Genomic DNA, 19997 nt, shown 5'->3' with positions numbered 1-19997 from the left:
ATATCACTAATTATCTAAACACCTAATTAATGGTATTGGTATTACTCCGCGCTTTGTAATATTGAAGGCTGGTATTGGTATATTTATGTGCTGGTTTCGGTTTCTAGCGAAATATGCTTGCCTAACAAAGCGTGATAGAAATTATTGTCTGCTAATACACCAATCAACGGGCCATCTTCGGCCAACAGAACAGGTTGCCCTGTACGATAGCGGATTTCCAAACTTTCTCGCATGGATATATCCGGATTAGCTATCACTAGGCTATCTTGTTTCAACCCCTCAAAGCAGTCTCCCGCTTGCCATACATGCAATGGCAATGCCTTACCTTGACGGGTAACCGAAGTAACATGCCCTTGAGGATCAGTATCGATATAAGTTTCATCATGCTGGCTTAACACCAGTTTACTATCCTGCGATTCTAGTGCGGTTACCTCTGTCATCAAAGAACGACCACATAACACATTCAATGGATTCGTGTGAGCCACAAACTCCGCAACGTATTCTGAATTAGGGTTAAGTACGATCTCTTCCGGCCTACCGTGCTGGATCAAACGTCCCGACTCCATAATGGCAATTTTATTACCCAGCTTCAGTGCTTCATCCAAATCATGGCTGACGAATACGATGGTTTTATTCAGCGTACGCTGCAGCTCGATCAGTTCATCCTGAAGCTGACTTCTAATTAGAGGATCAAGCGCAGAAAATGGTTCATCCATCAGCAAGATATCGCTATCCATGGTAAATGCTCTCGCCAAGCCTACTCGTTGCTGCATACCGCCCGATAGCTCGTGAGGATAATTATTTTGCCATTCAGCCAAGCCTACCATTTCCAACATTTCTTCTGCGCGGCGACGACGCTCTGTTTTACTTATACCCTGCATCTCAAGACCAAAAGCAGCATTGTCTAGCACTGACAACCAAGGCATTAAGGCAAATTTCTGAAAGACCATCGAAATACGATTTGTACGCAAGTGGCGCAGCGCTGCTTTATCGCAATTAGCAAGGTTAATTGGCTCGTCGCCATCCTTAATATTAAGAGAGCCGCGACTGACAATATTCAACCCATTAATAGCACGCAGCAAGCTCGATTTCCCTGAGCCCGATAAGCCCATCAATACGCAGATTTCCCCCTTTTCGATATCAAGGCTAACATCATGCACGCCCACTACATCGCCGGTAGCATCAATGATTTCCTGACGGCTTTTGCCATCATCTAACATCGCTAATGATTTGGCTGTTTGCTTACCAAAGATGACATCCAGATTTTTAATACTAATAGCACTCATGGTTATCCCTCTCTGCTCTGACTTGCTGGCGTTTTACACAAGCGATCCAAAATAATTGCAACCAACACGATAGCAAGCCCTGCTTCAAACCCCTGAGAAATGTTCACGGTGTTTAGGGCGCGAACCACTGGTTTGCCCAAGCCATCAGCGCCTACTAGTGCTGAAATCACCACCATAGACAATGACAACATAATACACTGCGTTATTCCTGCCATAATGTTTGGCATTGCCGCCGGAAGCTCAACTTTGAACAACAACTTCATTCGGCTGGCTCCGAATGCTCTACCTGCCTCAACCAGTTCTTCCGGTACTCGGCTAATGCCTAAATAGGTCAGGCGAATTGGAGCGGCAATGGCAAAAATAATGGTAGAGATAAGGCCTGGAACAACACCTAAGCCAAATAACACCAAGGTTGGAATAAGGTAGACAAATGTCGGTATTGTCTGCATCAAATCAAGTATCGGTCGCATGATGGTGTACAGCCAAGGTCTATGTGCCGCGGCAATTCCTATAGGCACACCCACTAATACCGAAAACATTGTTGCACTTAATACCAGAACAAAAGTCTCTATCATTTCTTCCCAGTAACCAAGGTTCATGATCAGCAACAGTGCAGCAACAACAAAGATAACTAATGAGAGGCTTCTGTGAAGGAACCATGCCAAAAGAGCAGTCATGACGATGGGAACCGCAGGCGGAAACCATTTAAATAAGTCGACCAATAACATAATCATTGATTCGAGGGTGTATGAAAGCGAGTCAAAAAATCCTGAGGCATTATAGGTAAGCCAATCGACGAAAGTTGCCATCCACTCACCTAGCGGGATCTTATGCTCTGTAATAAAGTCCACTGTTACTCCTTAATGGTCTAAATTGTATTTGTATATGTATTGGTATTTTAGGTCGTTCTGTATGTAACGATAGCGCCGACTTGCTGCCACGTATTACAACGGCAGCAGAGTCAGCATTTGGCTTTATGTTAGATATTCAGATAAGTCTTCACGGCTTCATCAGCATTGCTGCCATCACGAGCAGTTACTTTATCGAGCCATTTTTCTAGTATTTGCGGGTTGGCTTTTAGCCACGCTTTTGCTGCAGCATCTGGCTTGGCCTTGTCGTCTAAAATATTGCCCATCAATTGGCTTTCCATTTCTAGGCTAAAGCTCAGATTTTGCAATAACTGACCAACATTCGAACACGTTTTCAAATAGCCTTGGCGAACATTGGTGTGGACACTTGCCCCACCATAGTTAGGACCAAAAAAGTCATCACCACCGTCTAGATAAACCATGTCAAAGTTACTGTTCATTGGATGAGGAGCCCAACCTAGAAAGGCGATCCACTGTTCGCGGTCAACCGCTCGTTTTACTTGCGACATCATGCCAGCTTCACTTGATTCAACTAAACGGAAGCTTTTCAGATCAAATGCATTCTGATCGAGCATGTCTTGGATCAGGCGATTACCATCGTTACCCGGTTCAATGCCATAAATGCGACCCCGGAATTCATCCTTATGCTTGGACAGATCAGCAAAGCTACGTACACCGGCATCGTAAACATATTTGGGTACAGCAAGGGTGTACTTTGCCCCTTCTAAGTTAGCGCGAACGGTTTCAACTGAACCATCTTGGTGATATTTGGCAATATCTGCTTCCATAGTCGGCATCCAGTTACCTAAAAAAACATCGATATCTTTATTTGCCATTGCAGAATAGGTGACAGGTACAGACAACAGCTGCGTTGATGTTTGGTAACCAAGACCTTTAAGTACTTCGCTAGTAACCGCCGTTGTCGCGGTAATATCTGTCCAACCTACATCAGAGAAACGCACCGTGTCGCATTGAGCGGCAAAAGCGGTTGATGCAGAGAAACTTAATAATAAAGCGGTACTGCTTATGATTGTGTGCTTGATGGCTGTATTCGTCTTCATGACTTTTCCTTTTATCCATATTTTTAAGCTAAGGCTGCTTTATGCAACTATTAGTTTTTTAATGTAACTATCAGTTTTTAGGTTGTAGTAACCCGCAGGAAACGTAAAAACGTCCCTAACCAAGTCTGGTCGCTAGTTAATTAATTATTTTCTTTGTTAGGGAAACGTAGGGCGTTGAGCGGCACCATTACGTTGTTCTGTTTCCCATTGCGGTGCGATCCACGTCGGGGCGCTTGACGGTGCAAGTGGTGTATTCCCTAAGATGGCATCGGCTGCTTTTTCGGCGACCATAATGGTTGGAGCATTAAGGTTGCCATTAGGGATAGTTGGGAATACTGAAGAATCGATCACTCGTAAAGACTCGATGCCTCTGACCTGACAATCTTTATTCAGCACTGTCATTGGATCATTATCTGATCCCATTTTACAAGTACAAGACGGGTGGTAGGCACTTTCTACATTTTGGCGAACCCAAGCATCCATCGCTTCATCACTGGTAATATCAATACCGGGTTGAATTTCTTCACCGCGATAATCATCCATGGCTGGCTGAGCCAAGATTTCACGGGTTAGGCGAATACAATCGCGCCAATCTTGTTTATCTTGTTCGGTACTGATGTAATTGAATTCAATGTTCGGCTTTTGATGCGGATCGTCTGATGTTACCCAAATACGACCACGGCTTTGCGGTTTATTCGGACCAACGTGTACTTGGAAACCATGTCCATCAAAGGCGGCTTGGCCGTCATATCGCATGGCTGCAGGCAAGAAGTGATACTGAATATTTGGCCATTTTAGACCTGCACGAGAACGGATAAATGCGCATGACTCAAAATGGTTAGTTGCCCCCAAGCCATCTTTTTGCAATATCCAACGCGTACCAATCAAACCTTTACTAATCAGCCCCAATTTACTGTTCAGGGTAATTGGTTGGTGGCAGGCATATTGGAAATACACTTCAAGGTGATCTTGCAGATTTTCACCAACGCCCGGTAAATCATGTTTAACAGCAATGCCTGCTTGTTCTAATACCGCTTTAGGACCAATGCCCGATAATTGAAGAAGTTGCGGAGAACCGACTGAACCCGCTGATAGCAGCACTTCGGTGTTCGCATAAACAGACTGCACTTTACCGCCAACTTCTATCTCAACACCTATCGCCTGTTTGTTTTCAATCAATACCTTACGGGTTACAACACCCTTTTTCACCGTCAGGTTGCTGCGTTTCATAGCGCGGCGAAGATAAGCATTTGAGGTAGATGCACGTACACCTTTATCAACGGTCATATGCATAGGGCCAAAACCTTCTTGCTGATAACCATTATAGTCATCAGTTTTCGGGTAGCCTGCTTGTTGACCAGCATCGATAAACGCTTGATATAGCGGGTTAAGCTCCATATCGTTACCATTGCAGGTGCCAACAGGACCATCACCTCCGCGGTAGGTATCTTCTCCATGAATCCATGATTCAGCACGACGAAAATACGGCAGACATTCTTGGTAACTCCAGCCTGCAGCACCCTGCTCTACCCACTCATCATAATCGCAAGCATGACCACGCACATACACCATACCGTTGATCGAAGAACTGCCACCCAGTACACGTCCTCGCGGACAATGTAGGCTGCGGCTATCAAGACCAGCCTCGGGTTGTGTTTCGAATTGCCATGCATATTTTTCACTGTTCATTGGGTATGACAATGCGGTTGGCATTTGAATAAAGATACTTCTGTCACTTCCCCCCGCTTCAAGCAGTAAGATGTGATGTTCACCCGAAGCGCTTAAACGGTCGGCCAGCACACAGCCAGCGGATCCCGCGCCGACAATGATGTAATCATACGTTGTGTTCATTTGATTTCCCTTTCGATTCTACAAATAAGATTAAAGCCTGCTGCTGTTACCGATATCGACTGTTGCTTGTGATACCAGAACTTGTAGCTATCTGACGACTTAATCGTAAGGACATTCAAGATCGCCAAGTTCAATCATCACGCTCTTGTTCTGGGTGTAATGGTTAAGTGTGTCGATGCCATTTTCACGGCCAATCCCAGACTGTTTGTAGCCTCCCACTGGCATTTGAGCCGGCGAACCGCCCCAAGTGTTCACCCAGCAAATGCCTGCTTCTATTTGAGCAATAACACGATGAGCACGAGAAAGGTTTTGGGTAAATAGGCCAGCGGCAAGTCCGTACTGCGTTGCATTTGCTCGCTCGATCACTTCATCTTCATCAGTAAATCGCAATATCGACATTACAGGACCAAAAATCTCTTCCTGGACCTGAGGCATATCATCGGTACAATCGGCAAAAATGGTCGGTTGAACAAAATACCCCTTGTCGAGACCGTTGCCAGTTTCACGCTCACCGCCACAGATAAGCCGCGCACCAGATTCTTTACCCGCTTGAATAAAACCGAGTACTTTTTCCAGATGCTCACCAGAGATAAGCGCACCGATTTGGGTCGACATATCGGCAGGGTCGCCGATAACCAATTTGTTGGTTCGATGTGCTAGTTGCTCGATGAAATCATCGTAAATTGCATCGTGTACAAACACACGGGTGCCATTGGTGCAGACTTCGCCTTGGGTGTAAAAATTAGCTAGCATGGCTGCGGAAACCGCGTTATCTAGCTTGGCATCATCAAACACAATCAGTGGTGATTTTCCACCTAGTTCCATCGTAATATCTTTGAGTGTACCAGCAGCATCAGCCATTACTTTTTTGCCAGTCCCAGACTCACCAGTGAACGAAATTTTGGCAATATCTGAGTGACGAGACAACATCTGACCGACACGATAATCACCTTGTACAACGTTAAAAACGCCATCTGGCACACCAGCCTCGGTGAAGATCTCGGCTAGTTTCAATACTGACAACGGCGTTTCTTCTGAAGGCTTAAACACCATCGCATTACCCGCAGCCAATGCCGGAGCCGATTTCCACATTGCAATCTGAATGGGATAATTCCACGCCCCAATCCCAGCGCAAACACCTAGTGGTTCACGTCGGGTATAGAAAAACTGACCATGCCCCAAATCTTGTTGTTGCCCTTGAATCGCAGCAGCAAGTCCTGCGTAGTACTCAATAACATCTGTACCAGTAACAATATCGACCTCTATCGCTTCTTGGATCGGTTTGCCCGTATCTTTAACTTCCAGTGAGGCCAGCTCATCATTACGTTCTCGAAGAATGGCCACCGCCCGCATCAAGATACGACCGCGTTCAATACCACTCATTGCTGACCACACTTTGAAGCCTGCTTGTGCTGATGCAATTGCACGATCAACATCTTGAGCTGATGCTTGACCGATTTCAGCCAGTTGCTCACCCGTTGCAGGGTTAGAGGTTATAAAGGTTTCGACCGATGAAACATCAGTTGCTTGACCATGGATGTAAAGGGACTTCATTTTCATCAAAATGCCTTGATAATTAGTTTTTTATTATGAGGTTGCGTGTCAGTTTGAGTATGGGGCGAGTTGCTTTTCCAAATAATCAGAAATGATCTGTTGTGCTTTTTCGGGGCAAACCCCTTTAGGGTTCAGCGCGCCTCGCAACCAGATCCCATCGATTAGTGCTGCAATTCCCTGTGCGACAAAAAGGGCTTGTTCAGCGGGTAAAACTTGCTTTAGTTCATATCGAAGGTGCGACAAAAGGCGGCGTTCATTAACACGCTGGAGTCGATGTAGATCACCATCGTGCATTGACTGAGCCCAGAATGCTAACCACGTCTTAGTCACTTTGCTGTCGACTTGATAACCATCGAAATTAGCGGCAACAATCGCCTTGATCCTTGCTGGAACATCGTTACTGTCAACAACACGAAGATGCTCGATTGATGTGGCTGATAACTGACGTAACACCGTACGCATGGTTTCTTCCAATAAACCATGTTTACCACCAAAATAGTGATTAATGATCCCTGGAGATACACCAGCTTTTCGGCTAATCAAAGCTACGCTCGCATTCGATAATCCAACCTCATCAATAACGCTCATCGTCGCCTCAACAAGCTGAGGTCGACGTATTTCTGGCATCCCTACCTTTGGCATAAATGTTACTCAAATGTTTTTTAATTGAACGTTTAATTAAAAATAGACTTACATCTTCTCAAAGGGAAGTCAAAAAAATGTTTCGTGCAGTAATGAATTTCACAAATATTAAAACTCAATCAAAAATCATAAAGTGATGATTAACAAGGAAATAAAGGCAACTCCAGAAAGGCAAAAATTAATTAAAATGTTTTGTGTCGAAAACAACCAATGATGACTTTATTCAGCAGTATTAATGAAATTTTTGATTTGAATTTTTCAATGATAAGTATTTACCAGCCTCCCATTGACAGCGAGTGAGGCCTCATCGTTACAAAATGAATTTGAGAAAATGCCAAAAATCCGTTGGATATTGAAACTTTGCTACACAGCCATTTTAGAGCGGTTTTCTTTAACTCTAAGTTATGAACCAGTCTAAAATTGTCATAAAAAAATTCACATCCCAAAGCAAAGAAATGCGCAACCAACTGAAGTTAATTAAGGTTACCTGCTACATAACCTACCGCTCCTGAAAATTTATACGATACTTAAAAGACTTTTTTAATTACGCATTAATAAGGAGTTCATAATCACATTATGAATGATGACTTTATGGATAAAATATTTAAAACTGCAGTTATCGCTTGTTCCTCTGTCACTATGACACTGACTGCACAAGCTGCCGAGCCCACAGATACTGCCAGTCAGCAATTATTTGAAATCAAAAATACCTGTATCGTGCGCTTTGACGATGGCATTTCTAAGTTTGATGTAAAAGGGCGGGCCAGAGGAATGGTCGCCGCTGCTAATGCACAGGCCAAACACATATACAAACACTCTATCAAAGGTTTTGCCGTAAATATGAATTGTGGCAAGGCTAAAGCTGCCTTTGCTGGTCAAAATGATATTGTTAGTTTCGAACCCGATTCCTTAATGGTTCTATACCCAGGTCCGCCTTCGGGTAAAGGGAAAAAAGACTCTACCACCACCGAGTCTCAGGTTATTCCATGGGGAATAACCAGAGTTGGCTATCTACCAGTAGATCCACCAATAGATAATACAGGGCTTACTGCATGGATTTTAGATACGGGCATTGATTTGGACCATCCAGATTTGACTGTAGACGCCGCTCGTGGTTTTAGTGCATTTACCTCTCGTAAAGACAGTTCATATGATGATGGTCACGGTCATGGTACTCATGTAGCTGGAACTATTGCTGCCATCGATAACGAAATTGATGTTGTTGGTGTTGCAGCTGGTGCAACAGTTGTTCCGGTTAAAGTACTGAATAGCCGCGGCTCTGGTAGTACCTCAGGAGTGATTGCCGGAATTGATTGGGTTGCCGCCAATGCGTCTCCCGGTGATTGCGCAAACTTAAGTTTAGGCGGTAGTTATAGCCAAGATCTAAACGATGCTGTTGTTAATGCATCAACTTACGGCGATAAAGATATTTATTTTGCGCTAGCTGCAGGTAATGAGTCACAAAATGCGATGAATACTTCTCCAGCCAGTGCTGGTAAAAATGAATATGATAATATCTGGACTATTTCGGCAATAGATACAGAAGGTAATTTTGCCTCATTTTCCAACTTCGGGAATCCACCTATTGAATTTGCCGCTCCTGGCGTTGGTATTCTGTCGCTTAAAAGAGGAGGAGGAACCACAATCAAAAATGGCACCTCTATGGCGGCGCCTCATGCTTGCGCGGTGTTAATGTTAACAATGGGAGAGCCGGACTCTGATGGGACTGCTAATGGTGAAACTGATGGTAATCCCGATCTGATTATTCACCTTTAACAAGGTTACAAATAAAGGGGAGGGTCTTGAGCCGTGATTAAACCACGATAGACCGACCCCTATCCTTTATTTATCAACACCTATTTTGACCATAATGTGTGCATACGGGGTATCTTTCCACATCACATATACCGGATCATCCGGATTAGTGGAAAGACCTTCCAGCATTGCAGGATCGGGGACAGTGATCATCAGGTGGGGCCCTTCCTTCACCCAATCATCGCTGTTACCCGAGTTGGTGGCATAAGGATCACTGTTACTAGTCCCGATGGCACTCCCTTCACCAGCTAGCATGTAGGACACACTGATCTTATCGGGTTTGAAATCTTTCTTGTTCAGCATGGCTTGGATGAGGGCATCCCAGACTGGTTCGTTACACATCGGACCGATAATTTCCTGTTGAGGGTAACAGGTGTAGCCGTTTGAACCCTTACGCAGGACCTTGCCATCACCTGTTTTGATAGTGGCGTTTGCCGTGACTACTGCTGGACCAGCACTTTCTGCACTGATAATTATGGCTTCCTTGTCAGCAGCCATGACCAGGCTGCTTCCGAGTAGAAGACTAAGGCATGAGAGGACGAATTTATTATTCATATTAACCTCTAGTTCATTTCATTTTAAGCGAGAGGATATTCAAAAATACCCTACTGAAATTGTAGGTTACTCCGCGTACTCAACGGCAATATTTGTATCTTTATGCAATATAAATCAAACAGTATAAATGGAAGTGTGAAGGCACTAAATTAGCAGCAGAAAAAAATCATTGTTAATTTTCTGGCATTAGAGCTCTAAACTGCTTAATAAGAACAATTACCTTACTACCTGTTACAAAAAAGGCCGCCTGAGGCGACCTTTCCGATGATTGCATATTTGAGGTGCTTTACCGAGGTAATCTCATTACCTAAACATTAAAGCTGGCAATGGCTTTATCCAGTTCTCTCGTTTGATCTGCAATCGCGCTGGCAGCCTGAGAATTCTGATGTGCAGCATTTGAATTCTCTTCCGTGATATCACGAATAGACGTCACATTCTGGCTAATATCGGCAGCCACAATACTTTGCTGCTCTACTGCGGCTGCAATTTGAGTGCTATTGTCCAATACCTGCTGTATATCACCCATGATTTGTTCAATCTTAATTTCAGCACTATTAGCTCGCTCAACACTCTGTTCACCTTGCGTGCGGCAACTTGCAATTTGCTCAACAACAACCCCTGTCTGCTCTTGAACCGAACTAATAATAGATGAGATTTCTTCCGTTGATTGCTGAGTACGGGAAGCAAGCGTACGAACTTCATCGGCTACAACTGCAAACCCTCTTCCTTGCTCACCAGCTCGTGCCGCTTCTATAGCTGCATTTAGCGCCAATAGATTGGTTTGTTCTGCTATGCCACGGATCACTTCCAGCACCGTACCAATATTAACTGAAAGCTCTGACAAGCTAATAATTTCATCACCTGTTTTAGTTAACTCACCAGACAGTGAAGTAATATGCACTTTGGTTAATTTGATTTCAGCGAGACCAGCATCTGCAGCTTGGCTGCTTCGATTAGCATTAGCGGCTGCGCCTTCTGTCGTGGATGCGATCTCCCTGACCGTTTCTCCCATTTCAGTCACTGCCGTTGCTACCGAATCTGTCTCTAACTGCTGCTGAGCCAGAGCAGACTCTGTCGCCTGACTATTTTGCTGTAGCTGCTCAGAGGCAGCACCCAACTCGGTGATCGTAGACTGAACGTTGCCAATTAGCTGACGAACACTCGCTAAAAGGCCATTAAAATTAGACGCCATGTCGGCCAACTCATCTTTACCGCTCTCATCGGCTACACGGGTTAAATCATGGCTGCGAGAAATTTCTGACATCAAATTACTTAGGTTGTTGATGCTACGTTGAATACCGTTACTAATAAACAATGACAGCACAGCTAACATGATAACGACTATCACAACAGAGACTGTGATTATGGTCATTACACGGCTTTTAGCTTCTGTAAGCTCATTCTCTAACTGAGTTTCCAGCTCTGAGAACATAGCTTCAACATGGTGAGATGCTGTACGGATTTGACCTCGTAAACCTTCATCGTGGGCAAAACCAATCAGCCTCTTCTGCTCACTCATCTGATTAAATGTATGATTGAACTGAACAAGCTCTTCTTTAAGTTCTATATCTTGAATGCTACCAAGCTTCTTATATAAATCATGGTACTCATCAAAATATTTACGCTCATTTGAAAACGCAAACAGCTCTGCTTTAAGAATAAGAGAATAAACAACACTCTCGATTGCACCTTCGTGAACAGCATGCTCTATCAGGCTATCAGACTGTTCGAACATCGCTTTATACTGCCCCTCAGAATGCTTTAAACCAAGAGTTTGGTAGCTTCGGATCAGCTCAAGATAACTCGTTTTATAGTTCTGCATCTTGGGCATTAAGTTATTCAATTCCGGTACATTTACCGATAACTCATCCAGTTCGGCATTCAGCATTTGTGCCTTATTTTCAAAAACAGCATAGTTATCCAAAAATTTCTTTTGATATTTCAGATCTAAACGCGCCAAAAAATCTTTTTCATTTCGACGTAAAGTAAGCAGTGAAACCTCTAACGATTTAACATCTGTCACCGTTTTGTCAATTTTCATGATACGTTCATTAGCAAGGTTCGTTACCGCTAACACTAATAACAAGGCAAGTACCGACAATCCAGTCAGGCAAAGTAATTTATGTTTTATCTTCATTTGGTACGCACTCTCAACTACACAATAAGGGCTGTAAAATAAATCAATAGCCTTTTCAGACCATTTCTAATAAGTGGTTATTACACAAGGCTTTTTTATTTTATAGTGGCTAATATATAACTTGGCTATATTACTGTAACGGCAGTACGAGTGAAAAATTGAGGAATAACGCGATATTTTTTATCATAAGAGTAATTAGCAAACCATTTAATATGCAATTTATCCTTTAACATCCTCATGATAAAGGATATATAAGAGTAATCATTAGTTTAATAGTCAATATTTAGCAGTGCAAGCGGGAACATAATAAATATACAATACGTCTAACAATAGAACAGCTTGAATACTTTAGAAGTATAAGTATATGAAATCAAGGGGGTAATACTTCTATTCAAATACTATTTATTCACGTTAGACGTAAGCGGGAAGAACCGATTAATAATATTCGCTAAAATAGCCCCACACATAAGACCGCCGACATTAGCAGCTAAATCGAACCACTCGCCATAACGGTTAACATAGGGTTGTATTAACTCTATTCCGCCACTCCAAAAAATAAAAAAAACTGCAATAAATAGCCAATTTTTCGGTTTTCTTAGTGCAACCCCAAACATAAGTGCAGCATAAGCGATGAAATGATGTGTTTTATCCGTACCCGGAACATCAGGTAAACTCGGCAGTGGGCTGAGCGAAAGAAACGTAATAATAAATAGGAGAAAAAGCGTAATAACAATCCAATATTTGTAAACGAATCGAATAAGAGAAGTCATCTAACCTAGCCGCCCTACTCATTCACTTTCGATTTAAGCTCTGTTCCTGCTTCACGAAGTATATTTATAGGTGACAAGATCACCCCTTTCACTGCTCCTTGTGTGGCTTGCTGTGTAAGTTGTTCACTTTTTTCAACGATTTCATCTACCTTTGCAACAACAACCGGAACTTCTTTACGCAACTGTTCAGATTCATTCAAAACTGCTGGAATTGTATTTTGGCGATACGCTTTACTCTCAAGTAATACCATTGGAATCACATCTTTGCGATAGCTTTCTAACTCCAATAATGTTTGCGGTATCGTTTTGTTACTGACCGTATCGACAACTTGTATCACAGCTGGCATTGTCTCAGATCTGATTACTTTAACTTCTTGTAATACTGATGGGATTTTTTGATCAACCGAAGCAACTGTTTGATTAACGTCATCTATAGTCGTTTTCAACTCAGCGACAAGTGTTAATGCCTGTGGCGTGATTTCTTCAAACGTCTTTGCTACCAGTAGCCACTGATCTATTTGCAGTTTATCTGCTGTTTCATTTAAATCGCTCATTAATTGAGGATAGGTATCTACAACCGTCGTCACCGCACTGGTAAATGAATAAATGGTGTAACCCAAATAGAATATTGAGGTCGCTAATAGTGCTTGTATAACAATGCCTAAACGAGCCAACATATTCACATCCAATGTTTTATTTATGTCACCATACCTTAAGTAATTATAAAGAAACAATATATAATCATATCGTCAAGTATTGAGACATTCATATAATAAAAAAACAAAAACAACTACACACAGTTAAGCGTATAGCTGTTTTTTAATTAACCTCGTCTAGTTACCTATACATAAGTAACGCATCACTATGAGTAATTGTCGTCCATCACGTTAGAATCATCTTGTTGAGCTGTATGTTCATCGTTTTCATACGATGCACTGTCATCCATAGCATCAACGCCTTGGTCGCGGTTATCGCCCTGCATCCAGTCTCCCTTTGAGTCGTCTTCATCATGCATGGCATGGTTATCATCAGGAATATCAATCCATATCGTACTACCCGATGCCGCTGCAACATCAACCTCAAACGTTTCGCTGGTTGTTGCCGTGTCTACATCTTGGTTTCAAGCTTGTCCTCCTCGACCACCACCTGCACCTCCCGCACTTTGTTGCTCTGAGGTTACCCTCCTTTTGATTGATGCATATCATTGCAGCATTTAATTCATTGCCGTCATTTGCGTACAAAAAAACTTTCCTTTATATACATAAGAACAACAAAAATGGTTTGGCAAATATATTCAGCGTAATTTTACCATCAATAAAAAACAGTGATATTACGCACACTTAACGTCAATGAAATGGCTGTATTACATATGAAATATCGTTCAAATAATGAATTTTCAATAATTGTCGTTTTGTCTTGATATATAGTCAAAACTAGACCATACATTATTGTTAGCGAACCATTTTATGTTTGAGTATTAGGTTTCAACTGGGGAAAGAAAAGGGAAAATAATAATGATAAATTACACGGAATTCAGTAGCTCTATGGACGATGACGCCGACATGATTTCGATGATTATCGAGCTTTATAGTGAAGAACATGGTGATGATATACGCGTAATACAAAATAAATATGAAAATCAAGATGTTGAAGGGTTATTTAATACCATACATTCCCTTAGAGGCGTATTGCTTACTCTTTGTGAAGAAAAAGCCACATTACAACTAGAAACCATCGAAAACTTATGCAAACGTGGCGAAAAACCTGACGTACAACTTCTTGATGAAGCTTTAGAAGAAGTGGCTAGAGTTAACCAACAAATTTTAACGTTAACGGCATAGCAAATGGTCTAACGACAAGTCTTATATTGCAGCCTCAAATAACTGTTTATTACTCGATCATGATGGTGCACAAAAATACTTTGGCTTCCCAGATAAAGTAATTCAGACGATTAAGGGGTAAGGTAAATATTACACATTAGCTATATCGGCAAGGTAGTAACGGTGAAAGTAATACGCGGTATGAATTAGGGGGGAGAATAAACACCAACTCCCCTTCGCTTTACAGCTTAAAGAGGAGTTGGTGGATCGTTCGATAGCCCCTAATGCTTTATCAGGCTATCTGTATTCTGTCTTGCTTTACGCTTTAGCGTCTACCTTTCGGTATAGCATGGCTCGTTGGTTTATCTTGACCATTTTGCTTGTTTTTGAAATTCTTACGTCTTGCTGCAATTTTCGTTTCTGGCACGTAATTCAAAATAGAAACAGGCACTTCTTTTTGAGGAACAAAGCCTTCAATTTCTTTACGAACAATCAAATGACCTAGACGAGTTTCAATCGCACATAAGTGTCTGAAGTCATCACGTGATACAAACGAGATCGCCTCACCGGTTGCGCCAGCACGACCGGTACGACCAATACGGTGAACGTAATCATCAGCTTGATCTGGCAAGTCGTAGTTAATAACACGCGTAAGATCATCAATATCGATACCACGAGCAGCAATACCTGTCGCAACCAATAAACCCAGTTCGCCCGATTTAAAATCATTCAATAATTGTTCACGCACAGCTTGGCTTCTGCCACCGTGAATAGCCTCGGCTGCGATGCCACGTTTTTCAAGCTGGCTAACTAACTTAGCGGCACCATGCTTTGTTTGAATGAAAATAAGTGCTTGCTTCCACTCATTTTCTTTAATCATATGGCTCAACAATGCTGATTTTTTATCTTTATCAACGGTGATAAGCCATTGGTCAATTTTTGGCGTTGTTGTACTGTCTGGTGAAACCGATATTTCTACTGGGCGTTCAACCGCTGTTTTCGCTAAAATACGTACTTGAGCAGACAATGTTGCTGAAAACAGTAGGTTTTGTCTTTCTTTTGGCAAACGTTCAAGAATTTTATTGATGTCTTCGATAAAGCCCATGTCGAGCATTCTATCGGCTTCATCCAGAACCAATACTTCTAACTCATCAAAATGTAACGCTCTTTGAGTGTACATATCAAGAAGTCGCCCTGGTGTTGCAACCAGAATATCGACACCATCAATCAGACGCTGCTTTTGATCTTTATAGTCAACACCACCGTACATCGCTAACGAAGTCAGAGATAGGTGCTTGCTATATTGAGTAATGTTCGCGTCAACCTGTACCGCCAATTCGCGAGTAGGTACAAGAATAAGGGCACGAATACGCTTTGCACGTATCGGCGGCATATCACTGAATTTTTCTAATAAAGGCAGTACAAAACTAGCCGTTTTACCTGTACCCGTCTGTGCGGCTGCAATCAGGTTTTTACCCGTCAAGATGACCGGAATCGCCTTCTCTTGAATCGGCGTAGGGGTCTCGTAGCCTAATTCGGCTACTGCTTTTAAAATCGGGGCGCTTAATCCAAGGTTGGAGAATGACATTTGGCGTCTCAGGTATATGAAAAATAAACAAACTGTTAGGCTAGGTGCACTTACAGCAGAACTTGGATCACATTATACATGAACCAAGAGTAACAGGCATACCCTCATGTGTTTTGCTTAACTTATATCGTTTATCTTGTTTATAAGGAAGAACGTACTTTAGGCGGAACAAACTCCAGACGTAAAAAAGCCGCTAACAATGTAGCGGCATTATTAACGATCTTTTACGTACCGTAATGCCACGCTAAACAACGATACCATTCATCCAGCTCTAGACCGGCAGGTTACCCTGTAACGCATCTATCCGTTACTATCGGCATAAGAATAGCCTCCATGAGTTCACTTGGCCGCGCATTTTGTAACGATTTGAGTCAATGACTCTATCGAAAAATAATCAATAACCTCGCAAATTTTCGCCACAGTTCAGATACAAATAACGACGCTCTATCATAGAAAATCGATAGAATCAGCGTCACTACGAACTGCTTTCTATTGTTCTGATTAAAATTACCACAGGTTCACATATTGTGAACCACACTAACCGCAGGTTATCGAAGCAAGAAGATTAAGAGGTAGTAGACGATGAGGATTATGAACGTAGAAGTAATGCAGGAGGTCTCAAGACAGATTGAGGCCACTATGCCTTGGATCCATGGCATAACTTCAAGAAAGCAGTACGACGAGCTCATTGAGCTTATGGATTCGCTTGTCGAAGACTACGATACCAATCAGACACTTATTGACTTAATGTTTCCTGTTATTGAGCAAATATGAAAGTAAAGGTTAAGAATTCCAAGCGTTTAATGCCCATATTGACAGCATTAATCCAGCGGTCTCAATGCTCCGTCTAATCATTGACCAGAACGGGCTTACACAAAGTGATTTCAAAGCTGAGATTGGCGGAAAATCATCCGTATCAATGATTTTAAGTGGACAACGTTCAATGACCCTGCAACACATCAGAGCATTGTCAGCCCGTTTCAATATCCCAACATACATGTTTGTATAGTGACTGAGAAAGGCTTTTCATTTCCACGGTTTCTACTTTCATCGCCATTACGCTTTGAGGCAAGAACGTGTTAACCGATCACCGTTGACACGTTTTTGGACATTTCTGTGTTACGAATTCTGATTAACTCTACACTTTCGGATAAATTCTACTAAGTCAAAATAGATAGGTGCATACAAATGAGTGGCCAGATTGGCTAATCCACTACATTTATCTATCGATAACAATCGAGCAGAGCGTGCAGTAAAGTCGCGGTTATTGGGAGAAAGACCGTAGTCAAAACTTCATCAAGTGTCATTTATGAAAGAGTTTAAATGCGATCTCAATCGCAAATGACATTCTGAGCATGAACTAGGCTTCTGATCGATATCGCACAATAACAAGGAGTTGGCATGGGTAAATCCATTCTTTTAGTGGTTCACGGCATCGGTGAGCACACCGCAGACAGCATCAAAAAGACTGTTGTGGACGCGGCAAACGAAGCCCTTAAGCGTTACTCATTTATGAAGGAAGAAAAATTCGAGGATCATGTCGAGGTGATAGGCGTCAGTTATGACGATATTTTCGAGACCGAGCGAGAACTTATTGCCACTAACGCAAAGACCCTTAAGGAAATTTTGAAAGGCACGGACTTCAGTTCTACTTTGATAGATGAATTGGAGAGGATAAACGAAGATAAGTTTCTCACCACGCACGCGCTAGATGTTTTGTTCTACGCGGGGTTGCACTGCGAACAGGTGCGCTCTAGGGTGTTACGCTCTATCGCCAAGACGCTAGAAGGCGATGAAGAAGTGCATATCATGGCGCACTCAATGGGTACAGCGGTGGTTCAAGATACGCTGCACAAAGCCTTTACAGGTGGTTTTGATGGCATCAAAGATAGCAACCTCGATCCGCATGTTCATAAAATTAACAGCCTATGGATGGTGGCAAACACCAGTCAGGTGTTCTTTGATTGGAATCCCCTCGGCACCAATATCGATCCGCAGGAATCGATGGTGAATCCGTCCATGAATGAGTCAGGGTGCGTATTAAAGTTCTTTAATCTTCTACACCAATATGATCTGGTTGGGCAAGCCAGACCGTTTGAATCGCCTCCCAATTGGGAAGTGTTTAAAGACAACCCAGAAGACCCACAAACGCATTTCTATCACCATATCGGCACCGAAGATTTTTACACCAGTAAAAACCCACACGACCTTGGGCAATACATTGAAGATCCGAAGGTTAGTAACCTCTTTCTAAAGACAATGATGCCCACCGTGTTTAATCCAAGTCCTCAAGAGGAAAAGGAAGCCACGTTAAAAATTCCTAGTATTAATGAACAAGCAAAAGACATCATTGAGTACGCCAAAAACGGGCTAAAAGATGTAGATGATTTTAAGGCGTTCATAAAAATGATCCGCGACTTCAAAAATAAACTGGATGACCTTACTTAGAGGGAGATGGAGCATGAAAAAACAAATACTAACCACCACCCTGCTTTTACTCTCTAGTGCCGCTTTTGCGACCACTGAAGTCAAAGTTCCGCAGTGTAGTGAGGTGATGGCGGAAAAGCATTGGGCAAATCTCGAAATAGAGTCCAAAAAACTTGATGCGTTGTTGGCGTCTCCAAAAAGTACAGATGCCGATCTTGTCCTAGAGGGTTACAAGGCTTGGAGCACCGCCGTCATTGATTCCACAAAAGAGCTGGATTCGTACTTTGTCCCTAAGGATGGTAAAACCATCACGGAACTCACCCAAGTGTATGTGGAGCAGCACATCATCTCAGGTAAGTTGAAGCCCGATGATTACCCAACGTTCTTGTATACCAATCAACAATTTGATGCCCCAGCCACCACTAAGTTCACCCTTTATGAACGAGACGGGGTAAAGCAAGAGAGCCGATTTACCATTGAAACGGACTCGGTTAAGCAATGCGAAAGAGTGCTACAGTGTCAGGGTCGAACTCCGACCAAGACAACGGCATGTGATGTGTTGGCGAGAAGCTGGGAAGATACAGTTAACAAATACAAGGCAACGATAAAGCAGAGAACGGCGGCATTGGTTGGTAAATATGCCGTAGCCACCGAAGCAAGCTGGGCGAAGTTCCACAATGAGGCTCGGTATCAGTACCCATGGGAAAAGATGATCACAGCTTGGTGGTTGTCAAAAGAGTTGTCAGGTGACACCTTTGTCTCTCCACCAAGTTACCAAGTTCACTTTATCCGTCCTTGGGCTGTACTGGAATACGTCAACGATGCTGACGACGGTAGTCAATTTAAAGCAGCCGCAACGGTAGAGTGGCTGGGGGTAAATAGTTGGCAAACATGTAGCGTTATGGGGGTTGAGTTATTTAAGGTGCCTTGTGGTATGTCAGCGGTCTCCACCTTTTCCGATAGAGCGGGCTCAGATGACATCGGGCATGGGGCGATGCTTCATTTTGATAACCAGTACTCACTGGGTGCAACATGGCGCTCTAGTGGCGATGTTGGGTTCTTCCTAACTGTCGATCTGCTTAAGGCTCTTGAAGACAAAGAAGAGTCCATTAAGAAATGGCAAGCAAAAGCTGATGAGTACCTAAACTAGTAAACTTAAAGGCGGTCAACACTTTACGCTGACCGCCCTACATCAATTATTTCAACATCTCCGTATGGTGATGAAGTGAGCGTAACTTAGTCCACAATTTCTACTGCTATTGACTCTGAACGGCTTTGTTCTCGTTCTTAAATAAGAGAAGCTCGACCAGTAATCAACATTGTTAAGCTGTTTATCAGGTAGGGGGTAGATCTCCAATGTCATTTAGTAATTGGAGATATGTGCTTTTTCCCACTCACTAGCACTTTGATACATAACCTACTACATACTATATAAGTTTTAGTAAAGCAGTCCTTCATTAAGAATCAGTGAATGAGTAATGACTCTAAATCACCTTGGTCGGGTGGACGACACTTGTTGCCAAGTGCCGTCTCCCTAAGAACCCAGCGTGCAACTTTCACTGCACTAGGCTCAAGCCTCCACGAAGACATCGTTTGATGCCCAGCAACTTATAAAGCAGTCG

17 protein-coding genes are annotated in these 19997 nt (G+C 42.8%); 5 read left to right on the top strand and 12 right to left on the bottom strand.

Translation table 11 applies throughout. The annotated features are described in order from the left end of the window. Positions 1–83: 83 nt before the first annotated feature. The 6 genes from choV to betI form a co-directional block, all read right to left on the bottom strand. Positions 84–1286: a choline ABC transporter ATP-binding protein gene (choV, locus tag C9J12_RS27215; RefSeq protein ID WP_107246006.1), complete on the bottom strand. Its 1203-nt coding sequence runs from the start codon at positions 1284–1286 to the stop codon at positions 84–86. 2 nt (positions 1287–1288) lie between these two features. Further along, positions 1289–2137 carry a choline ABC transporter permease subunit gene (choW, locus tag C9J12_RS27210; RefSeq protein WP_107246004.1) on the bottom strand — a complete coding sequence of 283 codons (849 nt, stop codon included), beginning with the start codon at positions 2135–2137 and terminating at the stop codon, positions 1289–1291. Between the two features lie 128 nt (positions 2138–2265). After that, the gene (locus C9J12_RS27205) at positions 2266–3216 is read right to left on the bottom strand and encodes a choline ABC transporter substrate-binding protein (protein WP_107246002.1); all 951 of its coding nucleotides are present in this window, start codon (positions 3214–3216) and stop codon (positions 2266–2268) included. 156 nt (positions 3217–3372) lie between these two features. After that, entirely contained in the window at positions 3373–5067 is a 1695-nt protein-coding gene (gene betA, locus C9J12_RS27200) for a choline dehydrogenase (RefSeq protein WP_107245999.1), read from the bottom strand. 99 nt (positions 5068–5166) lie between these two features. Next, on the bottom strand, positions 5167–6627 hold the full coding sequence (betB, locus tag C9J12_RS27195; RefSeq protein ID WP_107245997.1) for a betaine-aldehyde dehydrogenase: 1461 nt from the start codon (positions 6625–6627) through the stop codon (positions 5167–5169). 42 nt (positions 6628–6669) lie between these two features. Further along, on the bottom strand, positions 6670–7263 hold the full coding sequence (gene betI, locus C9J12_RS27190; protein ID WP_107245995.1) for a transcriptional regulator BetI: 594 nt from the start codon (positions 7261–7263) through the stop codon (positions 6670–6672). A gap of 639 nt (positions 7264–7902) precedes the next feature. Here betI and C9J12_RS27185 point away from each other — a divergent pair. Beyond that, a complete protein-coding gene (locus C9J12_RS27185; protein WP_193944713.1) occupies positions 7903–9039 on the top strand; it encodes a S8 family serine peptidase in 1137 nt (378 codons plus the stop codon). A gap of 66 nt (positions 9040–9105) precedes the next feature. On the opposite strand, the gene C9J12_RS27180 is transcribed toward C9J12_RS27185, so the two are convergent. From C9J12_RS27180 to C9J12_RS30875, 5 genes are all read right to left on the bottom strand, one after another. Then, on the bottom strand, positions 9106–9576 hold the full coding sequence (locus C9J12_RS27180) for a hypothetical protein (protein WP_146150120.1): 471 nt from the start codon (positions 9574–9576) through the stop codon (positions 9106–9108). Between the two features lie 364 nt (positions 9577–9940). After that, the gene (locus C9J12_RS27175) at positions 9941–11770 is read right to left on the bottom strand and encodes a methyl-accepting chemotaxis protein (RefSeq protein ID WP_107245990.1); all 1830 of its coding nucleotides are present in this window, start codon (positions 11768–11770) and stop codon (positions 9941–9943) included. A 398-nt stretch (positions 11771–12168) separates the two neighbouring features. Continuing rightward, positions 12169–12540 carry a VanZ family protein gene (locus tag C9J12_RS27170; RefSeq protein WP_107245988.1) on the bottom strand — a complete coding sequence of 124 codons (372 nt, stop codon included), beginning with the start codon at positions 12538–12540 and terminating at the stop codon, positions 12169–12171. Between the two features lie 14 nt (positions 12541–12554). Beyond that, positions 12555–13217, bottom strand: coding sequence for a hypothetical protein (locus C9J12_RS27165; protein WP_107245985.1), 663 nt, complete (start codon positions 13215–13217; stop codon positions 12555–12557). A gap of 185 nt (positions 13218–13402) precedes the next feature. Beyond that, positions 13403–13555, bottom strand: a complete 153-nt coding sequence (locus C9J12_RS30875) for a hypothetical protein (RefSeq protein ID WP_170111901.1) — start codon at positions 13553–13555, stop codon at positions 13403–13405. Positions 13556–14054: 499 nt separating this feature from the next. Between C9J12_RS30875 and C9J12_RS27160 the strand changes: the two genes are divergently transcribed. Next, positions 14055–14381: an Hpt domain-containing protein gene (locus C9J12_RS27160; RefSeq protein ID WP_107245982.1), complete on the top strand. Its 327-nt coding sequence runs from the start codon at positions 14055–14057 to the stop codon at positions 14379–14381. A gap of 304 nt (positions 14382–14685) precedes the next feature. Here the strand turns inward: C9J12_RS27160 and C9J12_RS27155 are convergent, their stop codons facing one another. Beyond that, a complete protein-coding gene (locus C9J12_RS27155; RefSeq protein WP_107245980.1) occupies positions 14686–15948 on the bottom strand; it encodes a DEAD/DEAH box helicase in 1263 nt (420 codons plus the stop codon). An 838-nt stretch (positions 15949–16786) separates the two neighbouring features. Between C9J12_RS27155 and C9J12_RS31285 the strand changes: the two genes are divergently transcribed. The 3 genes from C9J12_RS31285 (at position 16787) to C9J12_RS27140 (ending at position 19525) form a co-directional block, all read left to right on the top strand. Further along, positions 16787–16957: a helix-turn-helix domain-containing protein gene (locus C9J12_RS31285; protein WP_227876487.1), complete on the top strand. Its 171-nt coding sequence runs from the start codon at positions 16787–16789 to the stop codon at positions 16955–16957. 392 nt (positions 16958–17349) lie between these two features. After that, positions 17350–18396 (top strand): alpha/beta hydrolase, encoded by a 1047-nt coding sequence (locus tag C9J12_RS27145; protein ID WP_107245977.1) that lies wholly within the window; start codon positions 17350–17352, stop codon positions 18394–18396. Between the two features lie 13 nt (positions 18397–18409). Then, positions 18410–19525 (top strand): hypothetical protein, encoded by a 1116-nt coding sequence (locus C9J12_RS27140; RefSeq protein WP_107245974.1) that lies wholly within the window; start codon positions 18410–18412, stop codon positions 19523–19525. Positions 19526–19997: the final 472 nt, after the last annotated feature.

The organism is Photobacterium frigidiphilum (assembly GCF_003025615.1).
Lineage (GTDB): Bacteria > Pseudomonadota > Gammaproteobacteria > Enterobacterales > Vibrionaceae > Photobacterium > Photobacterium frigidiphilum.
Note: the sequence above shows the minus strand (reverse complement) of the source record. Positions and strands in the feature narration are given on the sequence as shown.

Coding starts and splice junctions, on each gene's coding strand:
- choV (WP_107246006.1), bottom strand. CDS start 1,286: ATGAGTGCTATTAGTATTAAAAATCTGGATGTCATCTTTGGTAAGCAA.
- C9J12_RS27205 (WP_107246002.1), bottom strand. CDS start 3,216: ATGAAGACGAATACAGCCATCAAGCACACAATCATAAGCAGTACCGCT.
- betA (WP_107245999.1), bottom strand. CDS start 5,067: ATGAACACAACGTATGATTACATCATTGTCGGCGCGGGATCCGCTGGC.
- betB (WP_107245997.1), bottom strand. CDS start 6,627: ATGAAAATGAAGTCCCTTTACATCCATGGTCAAGCAACTGATGTTTCA.
- betI (WP_107245995.1), bottom strand. CDS start 7,263: ATGCCAAAGGTAGGGATGCCAGAAATACGTCGACCTCAGCTTGTTGAG.
- C9J12_RS27185 (WP_193944713.1), top strand. CDS start 7,903: ATGACACTGACTGCACAAGCTGCCGAGCCCACAGATACTGCCAGTCAG.
- C9J12_RS27180 (WP_146150120.1), bottom strand. CDS start 9,576: ATGGCTGCTGACAAGGAAGCCATAATTATCAGTGCAGAAAGTGCTGGT.
- C9J12_RS27175 (WP_107245990.1), bottom strand. CDS start 11,770: ATGAAGATAAAACATAAATTACTTTGCCTGACTGGATTGTCGGTACTT.
- C9J12_RS27170 (WP_107245988.1), bottom strand. CDS start 12,540: ATGACTTCTCTTATTCGATTCGTTTACAAATATTGGATTGTTATTACG.
- C9J12_RS27165 (WP_107245985.1), bottom strand. CDS start 13,217: ATGTTGGCTCGTTTAGGCATTGTTATACAAGCACTATTAGCGACCTCA.
- C9J12_RS30875 (WP_170111901.1), bottom strand. CDS start 13,555: ATGCATGATGAAGACGACTCAAAGGGAGACTGGATGCAGGGCGATAAC.
- C9J12_RS27160 (WP_107245982.1), top strand. CDS start 14,055: ATGATAAATTACACGGAATTCAGTAGCTCTATGGACGATGACGCCGAC.
- C9J12_RS27155 (WP_107245980.1), bottom strand. CDS start 15,948: ATGTCATTCTCCAACCTTGGATTAAGCGCCCCGATTTTAAAAGCAGTA.
- C9J12_RS31285 (WP_227876487.1), top strand. CDS start 16,787: ATGCTCCGTCTAATCATTGACCAGAACGGGCTTACACAAAGTGATTTC.
- C9J12_RS27145 (WP_107245977.1), top strand. CDS start 17,350: ATGGGTAAATCCATTCTTTTAGTGGTTCACGGCATCGGTGAGCACACC.
- C9J12_RS27140 (WP_107245974.1), top strand. CDS start 18,410: ATGAAAAAACAAATACTAACCACCACCCTGCTTTTACTCTCTAGTGCC.